We start from the raw sequence: 15353 nt of genomic DNA, 5'->3' as shown, positions 1-15353 counted from the left end.
GTTATTCTTGAAGGTTAAATAATTTCGTGAAGCATGCGATCGACACCGTGCTGCCAGTTGGGCAGGCGCAAACCAAAGGTGGCTTGCAGTTTGGTGGTGTCGAGCCGGGAGTTGTGCGGGCGTTTGGCGGGGGTAGGGAAGGCGCTGGTGGTAACAGGCTCCACTGTTTTTGCTACTAGCTTGATAGCTGAATGTGTCCGTTCCGCATGGGCTATTACGTGTTTTGCATACCCATGCCAGCTGGTTTCGCTGCCTGCCACGAGGTGGTATAGGCCAGCGTCGCTGGGGCGCTGCAGCACCTGGCGAATGGCGTGCGCTGTTACGTCGGCCAGCAAGTCGGCGCCGGTTGGCGCGCCAAACTGGTCGTCAATCACGGTCAGGCGCTCGCGCTCTTGCGCCAGGCGCAGCATGGTCTTGGCGAAGTTGCCGCCGCGTGCGGCATAGACCCAACTGGTGCGAAAAATCAGGTGACGGGGGCAGGCCCCCTGAATCAATTTCTCGCCTTCAAGCTTGGTCTGGCCGTAGACGCTGAGCGGCGCGGGTACATCGGTTTCCAACCAGGGGCGGGTTCCGCTGCCGTCAAACACGTAGTCAGTGCTGTAGTGCACGAGCCAGGCGCCGAGCCTGGCGGCTTCTTGCGCCAGCACGCCGGGCGCCAGGGCGTTGAGCGTGCGGGCCAGATCGGGCTCGCTTTCGGCTTTGTCCACCGCAGTGTGGGCAGCGGCATTGACGATCACGTCTGGGCGCACCCTTTGCACCGTGTCAGCCAGGCCCTGCAGGTTGGAAAAGTCGCCGCAATAGTCGGTGCTGTCAAAGTCCAGCGCAATCAATTCACCTAAAGGGCTCAGGCTGCGCTGGAGTTCCCAGCCGACTTGTCCACCCTTGCCAAACAACAAAACCTTGAGTGGCGGCGTCATTGCGCTTCACCTGCGTAGTGGTTTTGCACCCAGTCGCGGTAGGCACCGCTTTGCACATGGGCGACCCAATCGGGGTTGTCCAGGTACCACTTGACGGTTTTGCGTATGCCAGTTTCAAAGGTTTCCTCTGGCTTCCAGCCCAGCTCGCGCTCGATTTTGCTGGCGTCAATGGCGTAGCGGCGGTCGTGGCCGGGACGGTCTTTGACGTAGGTGATTTGCTCGCTGTAGTTTTGTCCATCGGCACGGGGTTGCAGTTCATTGAGCAATGCGCACACGGAGTGAACAATGCTGAGGTTGGCCTTTTCGTTCCACCCGCCGACGTTGTACACCTCGCCCACGGTGCCTGCCTCAAGTACCCGGCGAATGGCGCTGCAGTGGTCTTTCACGTAGAGCCAGTCACGCACTTGCTGCCCGTCGCCGTACACGGGTAAAGCTTTTCCGGCCAGCGCATTGACGATCATGAGCGGAATCAGCTTTTCAGGAAAGTGATACGGCCCGTAGTTGTTTGAGCAATTGGTCGTCAGCACGGGCAAGCCGTAGGTGTGGTGGTAGGCACGCACCAAGTGGTCGCTGGCGGCTTTGCTGGCTGAATACGGGCTGTTGGGCTCGTAGCGGTGGGTTTCTGTAAACGCGGGGTCGTCCTTGCCTAAAGATCCGTATACCTCGTCAGTGGAAACATGCAAAAAGCGGAAGTTTTGCTTGTCGTCACCTTCAAGCTGGTTCCAGTAAGTGCGAACTTCTTCAAGCAAACGAAAGGTGCCAACTATGTTGGTTTCAATGAAGTCTTCAGGCCCATGAATCGAACGGTCCACATGGCTTTCGGCGGCAAAGTTAAGCACGGCACGTGGCTTGTGTTGGCGTAACAGTGATGAAACCATTGCGCTGTCACCAATGTCGCCATGCGCGAAAATATGACGCGAGTTACCGTCTAGCGATGCAAGATTTTGAAGATTGCCGGCATACGTCAGATTGTCAAGATTCAATACTGGCTCATTTGATTGGCTTAACCAGTCAAGCACAAAATTTGACCCAATAAAGCCAGCTCCACCCGTCACCAAAATCATAAAGTTCCTTTTAAAAAATGCGATAAGTTAAATTAAATTCACTTCAAATCACCCTGCGTGCGTTTGGTAAAAAGTGAAGGCGTCTTCAACCTGATCAAAGCTGTGCAATTTGCCTGCCACCAATACGGCGGCGTGCTGGCAGTGTTGGCGGATGTAGTCGGCGCTGTGCGACACAATAATCATGGCCCGGTCACTGCGTTTTTCAAAAAGTTCGGTGTGGCACTTTTCATGAAAACGGCTGTCACCCACGGCCACGATTTCATCAATCAAAAAACAATCAAACTCAACCGCCATGGAAATGGCAAACGCTAGCCGCGCCCGCATGCCTGATGAGTATTTTTTGACGGGTTCACGCAAATAGCTTCCAAGTTCTGAAAACTCCTCAACAAAAGCCATGGCGGGCTCAATAGGGGCACCGTAAACACGGCAGATAAAGCGAACGTTGTCTAGCCCGCTCAAGCTGCCCTGAAAGGCCCCGCCAAAGGCCAGGGGCCACGAAACGCTGATGCCTCTGTGAATATGTCCACGCGTAGGCAACTCGGCACCGCTGATAAGGCGTATCAGCGTAGATTTACCCGCACCGTTGCGGCCCAGTATTCCAAGCTTTTCGCCCTTGGCAATATTCAGATGAATGCCGTCAAGCACCGTGCGTGGGCCTTGGCGCGTAGCATAGGTTTTACCCACGTTGTGTAGGGTAATCATTCGGGCTCTACCCTACGTCCGGTTTCTCTTACTAGGGCAAGCCCAATAAGCGTTAACACCGAATTGAACAAAATTAAATAAACAGGGTCTTCATGGGTGCGCACTGCAGCGCCAAAGTAGCCGTGCCTGATCATTTCTGTGGCATGCACCATGGGCACCCACAAAATATATTCCTGGGCTACTTTGGGTAACCAGTCAACCAGGAAAGCCGCGCCTGACAGTGGAAAGAGCAGGTAGGTGAAGATGTGCCATACCCGCTCAATCAGTTCTGATCGCTCTGACGCCGCTCCAATCACCAAACTTAGTGCAAAGGCAAACCAGGCAAGAAGTGCCCAGCCCACCATTACCGTAAGAATGTCGTCAGGCAGGCTCATCCACTCCATTGCGCTGAAAATAATCGTTAACGTGATGATTGAAACGGTGGCGCCGGCGATTTCCAGAATAAGCCTTGCAGATAGAACATCAAAAACACGCACATTGCGGTGGTACATCAAACTGTGATTGGCTTCAATGGCCTTGACGACACGGTTGCTGCAATTGCGCCACAGCAAAATAGAGGAATAGCCTGTAACTGCAAACGCAGTAATGGGCAGGTTGGTTCCGTGCGTAGCCTTGATGAGTGTCCATAGCGTGGTCACGCCCAAAGTAAACAGCATGGGTTCCAAAAACAACCACAAAAATCCAATGTTGTGACGCCCGTAGCGGGTGATGACTTCACGCAGGATCAAGGCACTCGTTACCCGTACCTGGATAGCAAAAGAGCGCCGCAAGGGGGTGTCAGGAATGCTCATGGTCAGCGCTTAATCCTTGTGCTCACGGACGCCAGCGACCAGGATGGTCAAGACGCCCCAACTGATGAGCCCAAGAATGAACGTGGCCAAAATTGCCCGCAAGCGGCGCGGTTCGACCGCCACGTCTGGCGTGTTGGGCTGAACGATGCGTTCCAAGTAGAGCTGCTTGCGTTGCGCGTCGTTGCGCGCCTGCTCCAAAGAGGCAAAGGCGGCGCCCAGCTGTTTGTCGGCGAAGGTGCGGTCAAGTGCAAGACGTTCGTAATCTGCCGCCTTGTTGGTGAGTGATGTGCTGCCGCCGGCTACCTTGGCCATTTGAACATCCATTTCAGCCTGCACGCTGCTGGCGCGTTTTTGCAGGGCAGGAATCTGTGGGTTGTCAGGTGTGAAGGTGCGCACCTGGTCAAGCTGCGTCTTGGTGGCAATCAGTTCGTCTTGCAGCTTGGAGACCAGTTGCAGTTGGATTGCAGACTGGCGCTCCGGGTCAAACACAGATTTTTCATTGCGGTAACTCGACAGGGCCAAGGCGGCCGATTTGGCTTTTTTCTCTGCGATTTCCACTTCGGACGACGCAAAACGAATCATGTCCTGCCGCCCGCGTTCATTTAGCTGGTTGATCAGGCTTTCGCCCATTTCCAGCAACATGGCATTAATTTGGTACGCGTCTTCGGCCTTGTAGGCTTTGACTTTGAGCACTGAAATTGCGGATGTCGAGTCGGTGTCGACGGCGATGTGCTTTTGGTAATAGCGGTGTAGTGCTTCAAAATTATTGTCAATGTCGAGGGCCGCAAAGCGGCTGAATAAATCAATGTCAGGGCTGCTGAACGCTTTGTCTAGCTGTAGTTTGCTGTTGAGCTTTTGCAGTGCGTCCCTGGACAGCATGAAGTCGTGCACGCTATTGGTGTCATCTTCTGATCGGGAAAAGCCTGCGCCCTGTAAAAGCGCGCCTAAGCCGGTAGGCGTCTGCTGCTTTGGGCTACGAACAACAAATCGGGATTCAGAGATGTAGACATCCGACGTGATCAGGCCAAAGTAAATGATCGAGATCGTAGTTGGCGCCAACACTGCCAGAAGAAACAGGCGATTGATGCGGGAAAGGCGTTGTTTCACGGCCTGGCTCCATGTGCTGGAGGGGGCTTTTAACTCTAGGGCTGATTGCATTTTCAAGGGGTATTTCTAAATTTCGCTTAAAGGTTGATCGGGCTTCTGCCAAGTTGCCAGCTTCCAGGTTTCGTTCGTGTGCCGAACATCTGCGCCGACATCCAGGATCAAACCCGTGGGAGGCATAGTTCACGAAAGGAACAGCCGAAAAAGATTGCTTGGTGAAGCCTTTACGTGCTTTTTGTAGATGATTTTTCATGAATTTAGTCATGAAAATCATCTAGAGGCGGCCGTAGTTGTCTTCAAAGCGCACGATGTCGTCTTCGCCAAGGTAGTCGCCGCTTTGCACTTCAATCATCACCAGGTTCAGCAGGCCAGGGTTCTCAAGCCTGTGCTTGAAGCCCGCCGGGATGTAGGTGGATTCGTTGGTTCTGACAAACAGCTCGGCATCGCCATTCACCACTTTGGCAATGCCGCTAACTACAATCCAGTGCTCGCTGCGGTGGTGGTGCATTTGCAGCGACAGGGTTCCGCCGGGCTTGACTTCAACGCGTTTGATTTTGAAGTCGGGATTTTCTTGCAGCACCGTGTAGGTGCCCCATGGGCGGTGTATGGTCAGGTGGTGTTTATGAGCGTCGTGCCCTTTGGCTTTCAGCGCGGCATAAAGGTGCTTGACGTCCTGGGCGCGTGATTTGTCGACCACCAGCAAGGCGTCGGGCGTGTCAACAATGATGAGGTTGTCGAGACCAACGGCGCCCACGACGCGGTTGTTGCTCTGGATGTAGCAGTTGGTCACGTCGTGCAGCAGGGCCGTGCCTTCAATGCGGTTGCCGCTGGCATCAGGCAATGACAAGTTGCCCAGTGCGCTCCACGAGCCAATATCGCTCCAGCCAATGTTGCAAGGCACCACGGCCACTTCGGTCGATGGTTCCATCACGCTGTAGTCGATGGAGTTGTCGGGGATTTCGGCAAAGCTTTCAGGGTCAAGCGTGAGCTCTGCAAAGGCTTTGCCTGTGGCCAAGCGTGACTTGGCCATGCAGGCTTTGGTAGCAGAAAGAATGTCGGGGCAGTGTTGCTCCATGGCGTGAAGCATGGTGCTGGCCTTGAAGCAGAACATGCCTGAATTCCACAGGAAGTTGCCAGATGCTAGGTATTCCTGCGCTTTTTCAAGCGTGGGTTTTTCCACAAAACGCAGCACCTTGCTGCCTTGTGCCTCGATATAGCCGTACCCAGTTTCAGGCGCATCAGGTTGTATGCCGAAGGTGACCAGGTTACCCTGTTGCGCCAGGTTGATGGCGGAGCCCACAGCCTCGGCAAACGCTGCTTGGTCGGCAATCAGGTGATCAGCGGCCAGCACAAGCATGAACGTGTCGGGCCCGTGCGCTTTGGCTGTATGCAGTGCCGCAGCAGCAATTGCGGCAGATGTGTTGCGGCCAAAGGGCTCAAGAATGAATGAAGTGGCCAGCTTGGCGGTGTTGATTTCACGAAACTCGTCTTCAGTCTTGAAGAATAGTTCACGGTTGGTAACCGTGAGGATTTCTTTGACGCCGGGAAGTGCTGCGCCGCGCAAAAAAGCTTTTTGCAGAAGACTTTGACCATCTGCCAGGCGAATGAAGGGCTTTGGGTGCAACTCGCGAGAGACAGGCCAAAGACGTGAGCCGGCACCGCCGCACAAAATTATGGGGATCAATTTCATTAACTTACTTAGTTTTGTCAGGTTAAAGCTGAAACTTTTTCCGCAATCTAGACAATTGATTTTAGTGTCATTTACTTACATTCTTCACTATTGTAATTTGCGTTAAATTGTATTTTTAGTAAAAATTCTTTGTTCGACAGTAAATTATTGTGATGATTTTCTTCGATAGGAGCTGAAACGGAGGCGTCATGGAAGCATTCGAGACGTTCGAGCGCTACAGTGCGCGCCTGTCCGAAGGGCTCAGACATGCTGACCGCCACGCCGGCTAGAAGGGTTACTGCACTGGCTTGATGCTGCCCTTGGCGCGCAAGAGCGTCGAGCCTATGGCAGGAGGGCTTGAACCGCTGCACATGAGCGCGCGCCATTAGGCGGAACACCACTTCTTGGCCAAGTCCGAGTGGTCGGATGTGGCCATCATGGAGCGCGTGCGCGACTGGGTGACGCCTGCTCTGGGCCTGAAAGGCAGGTGCTACTGGATCGTGGACGACACGGGCTTTCTCAAGAAGGGCAAACATTCGGTGGGCGTGGCGCGCCAGTATTGCTGGCAGTTGGGCAAGCAGGACAACTGCCAGCTAGCCGTGAGCTTGTTGTCACCGCCACCATCGTGGAAGCCCGGCGCGCCCAGCGCCATGTGCCCGACTCCATCACGGCGCTGCACATTAAGCTCATTCGCGCCTTGGGCCACTGCCCGCACTGCGGCTCGGTCACTCAGCGGATGAGCTTGTGACATTGTAAGAGTAGTAACTAGTAACATTACGAAAGCGTATCTTGCCGGAGTTCAAGACGAAGGTCGGATTGGTAGCCCTGCGCGGGGCCTAACCAAATAATGAATTTGGACCGGAATACGGTCTCCAGGCTGTGTTCGTCCGCCAGCATTGGCCCGCAAGTGATAGTCGCCAGAAAACATCTGTATCAGAACCAGGGAATGTACAGTTTGCAACGACGCGCTGCACCAAAGGTCTGGATTTTTACCAAGTGCTCGTCGTGGCACCGCAAGCTTACTTGAGCGAACCGCTCGAAACCGAAAACCAGCGCAAGCTGGTCTATGAGACTTTGACGAGGGCCAAGCGGGAAGCGGTCATGCTGAATGTCTGAGCTATAACCGCCCTTTGTGACATGTCAATCGGATCTGCCGTCGTTCCGCCGGATGCTTTCGCTCGCCAACAAGACCTCCTTGGGAATGTTTTCTGCTTTTTTCCTAACAGCCTTGTCAGGGTGCGCCAATGTGACTGGTGCCCAAAGGTGGAAAGATTCACCCCCAAGCAGATTTGAAATCGGCAAGGGTCTCTCTTCAACGGTCATCCTTGCACCATTCAAGATGGCAGTTTTCTGCCAAAAGACTGTTTACACAAAGCTTTTTCACCCTCTGGAGCTACGGCGTCATCCCAGTAGACGAATAACTTTGGAAAGTTATTTGTAGCCACCCATCATGGTTTTTTCGAACAATCCAATAACAGAGGCGAAGTCCGAATGATTGGGATAGCCCGGAAACGCTGGCAACTGCAGCTATTTCAGACGTTATTAACGTTCGAACAGATATTTTTGCATTTTTTACAAACTGTTGTGTATCAAATAAAGCTGCAAATTCTTGCGCTAAGTTAAAGCGCTGCATTTGGACTTGGCCAACTTGCATTCATCACCGGAACCTGCGCAGCCCAGATCTAGACCAGGTGGCAAAACCAGAAAGGGCAAGCGGGCTCAGTCAGATTATCAATCCGGCCTTCGGAAGTTTTAATTGTCACAACAGCCCTCTCTCGGCAACAAGCCAGGAGTGTTCAAACTTCCAAGGGCTGGATCAATAGTAGCGTTGTGGGCAACTGAGTCGACGGCAGTCGTTCAACGCGCAGCCTCGCACCTTTGCACATCAATCTCTGTTGCTGCTGTCATGGGCAGAACAGGTGATTTCTTTATGCAGAAACCTTCGTTAAAACCTATCACATAGCGCACGCGGCTCTATCGACTGATGCGAGAAAGTGTTACCGCGTGAGCGTACTCAAGGTGAGCAGGCATCGGTCGTTTTGCATTCCAGAACATCAATGAAAAGGGAGGGGAAAACATGTGCCAACCCAGCCAGAAAGCACGCCTGCCTGCATTCACGGCAGTGCTATGTATGCCATTTTTACTCGCGATACCAATCAGTGTGCCGGCCCAGGAGTTCCCCCAAGATGAGGCCGTATTCCACGGGCTGAGCTACCACTCCAAAGATCGCCCAAACGGCAAAGATTGGAACCAAACCAACTGGGGTTTGGCCTGGAGGCATGTCCCCAGCGAGAAATTGTCTTGGCAATTGGGTGCGTACCGCGACAGCATGTTTCATACGACCGCCTATGGCTTGCTGGACTACACCCCATTTCAAGGACTTGGCCTGCAGGCTGGCGGGTTTGCCGGGGCAAGGTCATCAAAACACAAGACAGAGTTCGTTGGCGGCGCGGTCATACGCTACCAGGCAAACCGCTACAGTGTCACCGCCCGCCTAGGCCCCGCGCAAAAATCCGGCGGCTTCGTATTTGCCATTGAAGCGGGCTACCGGTTTTGAGAAGCCTCAACGATGTAAACCGAATCGGTGGGATGAACGAGCGCGTTGCCCGGCAGCAGCAATTCAAAATTTGTTTAAACCCTTTAAATTGCCTCTGGTCAGTCGAAATTGGCAGGGGTGGTTCAATTGACATTGGCGTCAACATACGGGCTACTCGCTGGCGCGTTGCTGGACCGCTTTTGCAGACACTGTTCTACCAGCCAAACTCGCCGCGCTGTTCGGAGCCTTGAACGCCTGCCACTGTATCAACCGCTACCTTCAGCTTTAACTAACTACCGATAATTACCCTCGATTCCGGGAATGCTCCGGGGACTACATGGGTCCGTTAGGAATACGTCCAAGAAACATTTCCAAGTGGCTGCCCAGAGTCATCCAGGCTTCGCGCATTTCATCCAGATACTCATGATGTTGATAGCTGCGACGGGTTTTTGGGCCTTCGAGTACGTGGTTTTGACACCGATCAATCACGTTGAGATCCACTTTCAGCCCCTGCAAAAATGTGGACCCTGTGCGGCGCAGGTCGTGCGGGGTCCATTGACCATCTTTGCCGGAGTTCAGGACCAAGCTGTTGTCATTGCGACGCCCTTTGACACCACATTTTTTGAATTGCGTCTGGCAATCCCCCACCAGTTTCGATACGGACTTGACGTCAACATGACCGTCTTTAGACCTGTTGGGAAAGCAATAACGTGTACTTCCCGTCAGGGCGTGCAGTGCCCTGAACTGGGTCAATGCGAAAGGTGAGAGATAGACGGTCAAGGGCTGGATCTTGCCTTTGGTGTTGGTGACGGGAATCGCCCAGACTCCTTTTTCGAGATCAACTTCCCTCCACTCGGACATCAGCAATTCGCCGATGCGGCACATGGTCGACAAGCTTATCCACAAAGCGAGTTGCACCTCTTTTTTCAAGGGCCGGGGCACGGAATATTTGGATCCGGCTGGAGTCGTTTCGTAGGCATTTTCCATGGTCTCAAAAATACCGCCGAACTCCCGTATATCGTAGTCTTTGAGCACCCTTTCCCTGACCTTGGAGAAGACATAGTTCCTTGGAAGAATCTTTTCAATCTCGATCAAGTCGGCAGGATTTCCTTCGATCAACAGCTTTCGCCATGGCTGGCGTTTCTCAGACCAGGCAAAAAGCTGAACCAGATCGTTGAACCTGCACTCAGCCGATCGGAAAGCACCCCTGTCAACGATTTTTCGAAGGAGGGCGCGCAAGTGATGCTCGGTTATTTCCCTGACCGGGATATGTTCGAGATCTGGCAGCACGTCTTTCTTGAAGGAACGGATGATTTCTGCGTTGTTGTCGTCGCGATCAACCCCATCCACAAGCCAGCCGTCGTACATTTCCTGGAACGTTTTGTTCTCGTTGGCCTCCTGTTCCGCCAAAGCAATGGTGGCCTTGACCTGAGCCTGTTTTTCAATGATGACGGCCTTCTTTTTGTCGGTGGGATTGATTCCCGACTTCACGTCATTTCGTGCACGATCGCGATTGCTACGGATGGCCTCCAGCGAGACCTTGGGCCACGTTCCGCATTGGAACCAGCAGGTTTTTCCGTCCCATCGATAGGCGTATTTGAATCGCACTGAACTGCTGCCATCGTGGGCAGTCCGAACTTCGCCGGAAAGTCCTTCCCCATCACTCAATGTGTCTGCGTGCCAAGACTCAGGAATGGCTTGCAGCGCCTTGATGGTCCACTTGCTGCCTTTTCCAGATCTTGGGTATCGAGTCATGCGATCTCAGTGGAGGGGTAAACAAAGGGGTAAACAAAGGGGTAAACAAACTGCTGGCTGCCAGTGTATCTTGCTGGACCCTGTTTAAGGGATTATTTTTATAAGTGGTTGTTTTGTATGGATATTTTTACCAATTTGTGTCCGCCAAGGTGCAGGAAAGTTTTAAAATAATTAGATGGGGTGCAAGGGGTCGAAGGTTCGAATCCTTTCACACCGACCACGACTACTGGCAGAGGCCGCTAACGATATATAGTTAGCGGCCTTTTTCATTGGTAAATCAGTCGCTTACGTTGCGACGACATAAGCAGCTGGACATTGACAGGCATGGCCAAACCGGGGAATGTTTCAGGGAACAACCGGAAGTAAAGCTGAGAAATCAAGCGTTCCTTCCCCTTGTTTTCCCAACTGAAAATCCGTTCCCCGGCTACAGTGCTTTCCCAATGCTGACTTCATCGCGTAGTCCTGGATGGGTAAACCAGGACGGATTCTGCCTTTGGCCGCTCGATTTCGTCGCGTGAATCTTCCGGTGGTTGACGAGGCACCATGGATCGAAGTGGATGAGCGTTTTTGATTTCTGCCTCAATTCGGGCAATTCTTTCGGAATACATTTTTGCTAGTGCCGCATGGTGTTCTGCTGCTGCCTGGTGCTCGACCCAGGCCAGATTCGCCTCTTCAAGGTATTCCAATGACCTGCGAATGTGCGCTTCAGTGCGTGGTCCGAATAAATGAAATCTCATGACACCCTCCTGTCGAGATGCGGCTTGATGGCGGTAAAACAGAATCCAGTCAGGAAAAATTCTTCTCCTGACTGTAGAACCATTGATAACGGCCTGTCCTGATTTTGTCAATCAGGCGGGTCTGATTTCGATGCTGCGCGTATTCTTGCTGTGCAATTTGCGCTGGTGTCGACTTGAAGCGAGTCTGCAAGTCTTAGTCCAGTCAGCCCGGCATGGGCTTGGAGATTCCACCCAGTCGTCGTGGATAGCCTTTGCCCATGGTTGCGCGGTTTTTATGCAGCGGCGCGAAGGCGTTCCGGAAGTTGTCCGGCTGCTGCAGGCTGAGCCGGTCCGTCCATGGACAGCTCGCCACCCAGTGCTTCCAGCAGATCCGGAATCAGCGCCGACAGCTCGCCTGTGACGATGGCGGCGTCGGTGTCAAAGCCGTCGTCGTCCTTGCCGTTTTCCTGCACGCCGTCAAGCACCACGTCGAGCAACTGGATCTTCCTGACCTGGGCCATGTCGGTCAGCACGAACGACACCCGCTCGTTCCAGGTCATGGCCAGCTGCGTGGGCACCTTACCCGAGGCAATGTGCGCGGCCACTTCGTCGATCTCCAGCGTGTGGCGCGAGTAGCGGACCGTTGACTTCTGGTCGTCAGGCATCTTGAGTTCGCAATCGCGGTCCACGGTAAAGCCGACCGGCGCTTCGCGGCTGGCCAGCCAATGCGCCATGGCGGCACCGGCCGCCATGGTGGTCTGCACCGGCTTGGCCATCAGGCCGGGGCGGGAGCCAGGAATCTCGCTCAGCGCCTCGATCAGCTGGCTGACGACCTTGTCGGCGCCCGCCAGGCTGGCCGAATCGACCACCAGGAACTTGTTGTCCGGGTCGATCCACAGCGTCGTCGAGGAGCGCTTGGTGAAGGCGCGCGGCAACAGCGCCTGCATGGCTTCCTCCTTGAACTCTTTCTTGATCTTGGCGCTGGCGCGTTCGCGGCCGGTTTCCTGCTTGTACTTTTCGACGCGTGCTTCCACCTCGGCCTTGACGGCGGAGGCGGGCACCGGTCGGCGCTCGATGCTCAAGCGCAAGATGACCTGCGAGCCCACGGTTTCCACCATCACTGTGCTTTTTTTGCCGCGCGGCGGCACCCAGCCGACGGACTCGGGCTGCGTCGCGCCGCAGGGCATGAACTGGGCGGTCTGGAGCACTTCTTCCAGCGCTTCGAGCGGCGGCAGAACAAAATCGGTGGCAATGCGAAAAAAGGAGGCGGATTTGAACATGGGGTTCCGGTGTTGGGGGATGCTGGTGAAAAGGGGAGGCGTCAATGGCGAAAGCCGTAGCAAAAAGCCAGGCGACAAGTCGAGTAGAACCCTGAAATTCTACGTCCGGCCAGCAATACCGAATGCGCTTGGCCCGCATAGGACGCGGGCTGCAAGCTCAGGAAACATCAAGTACATGAATGCCGAAGCGGCCCTTGCGCCGGTCGTCAAAATAGCGCTCCAGCGTTTCCTTGACGGTTCGAAAGGCAAGTTCGTCCCACGGGATTTCGGACTCGGTGAATAACCTAGCCTCGATGGTTTCGTGGCCGGGATTGAAGCTGGTGCTCAGCAGCCTGGCGCGGTAATACATATGGACCTGGCCAACGCGAACCACGTTCATGATGCTGAACAGGTCCTGCAGTTCATACTGCGCGCCGGCTTCCTCGTCGGTCTCGCGGGCTGCGCCTTGTGCCGTGGTTTCGCCCATTTCCATGAAGCCGGCCGGCAATGTCCATTTGCCCCAGCGCGGTTCGATATTGCGTTTGCACAGCAGCACCTGCGCGCCGTCGTGGCCCCACACCGGCACCGTGCCGACGACGTTCAGTGGATTTTCATAGTGCACGGTGCTGCAGGCCGGGCAGACTGCCCGCTGCTTGGTGTCGCCGTCATCGGGCAAGCGGTAAACCACGGCGGTGCCGCAGACGCGGCAGTGTTTCAGAGGTGGGCGATGCATCAAATCAGTGTAGCGGCTTTGGCGTTTATGTTCGGTTCGTGGTGGCGTTCAGGGCTTTGAGCTACTTCAAAAAGTATAGCTGGAAAGGCAGGCTGGTAAAGCGCGAAAGGCCTGAATGACTCTGAAAATGCAGCGGGACCACACTGCATGTTGGGCGCCCGGATGGCCGCCATTCAGGCCGCGTCTGGCCACAGGCTTTATCGCTCAAGAAATTTTGATGCTCAGCGGTTCCAGGCCCGCGACGCCGCCCGTCAGGGTGTCGCCTTTCACCACGGCCGCCACGCCTTCAGGGGTGCCGGTGTAGATCAGGTCGCCGGGCTGCAGTTCCCAGGCCGCCGAGAGATGCTCGATCGTTTCGGCCACCGACCAGATGAGTTTGGACACATGGCTCCGCTGCCGATCCTGGCCATTCACCTGGAGATGAATTTGCGCATGGTTCACATCGCCGGCCTGGGCTGCGGGGGTGATTGGGCCGATAGGTGCTGAATGCTCGAACGCCTTGCCGATGCACCAGGGACGTCCCTGCTTTTTCATCTCGTTTTGCAGGTCGCGGCGCGTCATGTCCAGGCCCACCGCATAGCCAAAGATGTGATGCTGCGCATCAACCGCCTTGATGTCTTTGCCGCCTTTGCCAATCGCCACGACCAGTTCGATTTCATGGTGCAGATTGTGGGTCAGGCTGGGGTAGGGTACGCTAGCCTGCATGCCGGATTCGACCGGAACAATGGCATCGGCGGGCTTCAAAAAAAAGAACGGCGGCTCGCGCCCGGTAAACCCCATTTCCTTCGCATGCTCTTCATAGTTGCGGCCGACGCAATAAATGCGGTGGACCGGAAAGCGGTCTTCCGTGCCGACGACAGGCACTGAAACCGTGGCAGGCGGAGTTACGACAAAACGCATGGCGGGCATTCCTTGACAGGTCTGAGCCCGGACAAGAGGGCCGGGCGGTTGAAAAATGAGAAGCGTACAGGCCAGCTGCGCAGTGTGCCACGATGGCCCCGGGTTAACAGTTCAGCCGCCAGCCATCCATCGAACCTGGCGCTATTCAAGCTTGATGCCGCGCGATTGGATGATGTTGCCCAGAAGGGCGGTTTCGTCCCTGAGCCGGCTGCGCAGCCCGTCAGGCGATGTGCCGACGGCCTGCCAGCCCTGCGCAAACAGTTTCTGGCGCGTGTCTGCATCGCGGACGATGCGCGGCACCTCCCTGGCCAGCCGCGCCTGGGCTGCGCTGGACAGGCGAGCCGGGCCGATCAGCGCGGTCCACACCTCCAGATTGACATTTCTCAAGCCGGCCTCTGCCAATGGCGGTATATCGGGTGCGAGCAGGCTGCGCCCGCCGGTCAAGCCAATGGCCCTGAGCTTGCCCGAGCGGATGTGCGGCAGGGCGATGCCGGGCGGTATCAGCGCCATCTGAATCTGGCCGCCCAGCATGGCCGTGACCACCTGCGGGTTGCCCGAATACGGGATGTGGACCGGCGTCATGCCCGACGAGCGCTGCTTGATCAGTTCCATGCCCAGGTGCCCGACCGATCCATTGCCGACCGATCCGTAGTTCCACTGGCTGCCTGCCTGCCGCGCCGCTGTGAAGAATTCGGCCCCGCCCGGAAGGCTGCTTGGTGCGACCAGCATCAGTGGCGCGGTGGTGAGCAGCGAGATGGGCGCAAAGTCCCTGGCCGGGTCGTAGGGCAATTTGGCGTAAAGCTGCTTGGCGGAGGTCAGGTTGCCATTGATGACCACGCCCAGCGTGTGATCGTCAGTGGCCTTGGCGACCAGGTCCGCTGCGATGTTGCCCGAAGCGCCGATCCGGTTCTCGACAATGACCGGCTGGCCCAAGGCCCTGGACAGGGGCTCTGCCAGCGTTCGGGCTGACATGTCGGGCGTCGATCCTCCGGGAAAGCCGACCAGGATGCGCACCGGCCGGGTCGGCCAGGCCTGTGCGGTTTCCGCTTTTTTATCAGTGTTTTGTGCTGTTGCGCTTATAGACAGGGCGCATGCAGCTATTAAAAATATAGTGCGAGCGGCATGCGCTGAGCAGGCGCCGCCAAGCCGCTGCAGGCGGCTGGGTATCAGTTCAGGAATTTTCATTTTTGCTTGAGCCGGTTCGAAG

General features: G+C 55.4%; 12 protein-coding genes and 1 pseudogene. 2 read left to right on the top strand and 11 right to left on the bottom strand.

Features of this window, described 5'->3' with window-relative positions; genetic code table 11:
• Positions 1-14 precede the first annotated feature (14 nt).
• The 6 genes from rfbD to ACP7AD_RS01800 form a co-directional block, all read right to left on the bottom strand.
• Complete coding sequence (gene rfbD / locus ACP7AD_RS01825) at positions 15-917, bottom strand: dTDP-4-dehydrorhamnose reductase (protein WP_426146625.1); 903 nt, start codon at positions 915-917, stop codon at positions 15-17.
• Positions 914-1981, bottom strand: a complete 1068-nt coding sequence (gene rfbB, locus ACP7AD_RS01820; RefSeq protein ID WP_426146626.1) for a dTDP-glucose 4,6-dehydratase — start codon at positions 1979-1981, stop codon at positions 914-916. Before rfbB ends, rfbD begins: the two co-directional genes overlap by 4 nt.
• 48 nt (positions 1982-2029) lie before the next feature.
• The gene (locus ACP7AD_RS01815; protein WP_426146628.1) at positions 2030-2683 is read right to left on the bottom strand and encodes an ABC transporter ATP-binding protein; all 654 of its coding nucleotides are present in this window, start codon (positions 2681-2683) and stop codon (positions 2030-2032) included.
• Positions 2680-3474: an ABC transporter permease gene (locus ACP7AD_RS01810; RefSeq protein ID WP_426146630.1), complete on the bottom strand. Its 795-nt coding sequence runs from the start codon at positions 3472-3474 to the stop codon at positions 2680-2682. The genes ACP7AD_RS01815 and ACP7AD_RS01810 overlap by 4 nt, the downstream gene beginning before the upstream one ends.
• A gap of 9 nt (positions 3475-3483) precedes the next feature.
• Positions 3484-4581, bottom strand: coding sequence for a hypothetical protein (locus ACP7AD_RS01805; RefSeq protein WP_426165950.1), 1098 nt, complete (start codon positions 4579-4581; stop codon positions 3484-3486).
• A gap of 271 nt (positions 4582-4852) precedes the next feature.
• A complete protein-coding gene (locus tag ACP7AD_RS01800; RefSeq protein ID WP_426146632.1) occupies positions 4853-6268 on the bottom strand; it encodes a mannose-1-phosphate guanylyltransferase/mannose-6-phosphate isomerase in 1416 nt (471 codons plus the stop codon).
• Between the two features lie 188 nt (positions 6269-6456).
• Between ACP7AD_RS01800 and ACP7AD_RS01795 the strand changes: the two are divergent.
• Positions 6457-6855: pseudogene (locus tag ACP7AD_RS01795) on the top strand (transposase); the annotation flags it as partial.
• 1469 nt (positions 6856-8324) lie between these two features.
• Positions 8325-8804 (top strand): hypothetical protein, encoded by a 480-nt coding sequence (locus ACP7AD_RS01790; protein WP_426146634.1) that lies wholly within the window; start codon positions 8325-8327, stop codon positions 8802-8804.
• A gap of 312 nt (positions 8805-9116) precedes the next feature.
• Here ACP7AD_RS01790 and ACP7AD_RS01785 read toward each other — a convergent pair whose 3' ends face one another.
• The 5 genes from ACP7AD_RS01785 to ACP7AD_RS01765 form a co-directional block, all read right to left on the bottom strand.
• Complete coding sequence (locus ACP7AD_RS01785; RefSeq protein ID WP_426146636.1) at positions 9117-10538, bottom strand: tyrosine-type recombinase/integrase; 1422 nt, start codon at positions 10536-10538, stop codon at positions 9117-9119.
• A gap of 1009 nt (positions 10539-11547) precedes the next feature.
• Positions 11548-12534 carry a recombination-associated protein RdgC gene (locus tag ACP7AD_RS01780; protein WP_426146638.1) on the bottom strand — a complete coding sequence of 329 codons (987 nt, stop codon included), beginning with the start codon at positions 12532-12534 and terminating at the stop codon, positions 11548-11550.
• A gap of 157 nt (positions 12535-12691) precedes the next feature.
• Complete coding sequence (locus ACP7AD_RS01775) at positions 12692-13246, bottom strand: NUDIX hydrolase (protein ID WP_426146640.1); 555 nt, start codon at positions 13244-13246, stop codon at positions 12692-12694.
• Between the two features lie 204 nt (positions 13247-13450).
• Positions 13451-14146 (bottom strand): fumarylacetoacetate hydrolase family protein, encoded by a 696-nt coding sequence (locus ACP7AD_RS01770; protein ID WP_426146642.1) that lies wholly within the window; start codon positions 14144-14146, stop codon positions 13451-13453.
• Positions 14147-14287: 141 nt separating this feature from the next.
• Positions 14288-15331 carry a Bug family tripartite tricarboxylate transporter substrate binding protein gene (locus ACP7AD_RS01765; protein WP_426146644.1) on the bottom strand — a complete coding sequence of 348 codons (1044 nt, stop codon included), beginning with the start codon at positions 15329-15331 and terminating at the stop codon, positions 14288-14290.
• Positions 15332-15353 lie beyond the last annotated feature (22 nt).

Source organism: Polaromonas sp. DSP2-3-2b2 (genome assembly GCF_049895905.1).
GTDB lineage: Bacteria > Pseudomonadota > Gammaproteobacteria > Burkholderiales > Burkholderiaceae_C > Polaromonas.
This window is presented reverse-complemented; position numbering and strand designations above follow the sequence as displayed.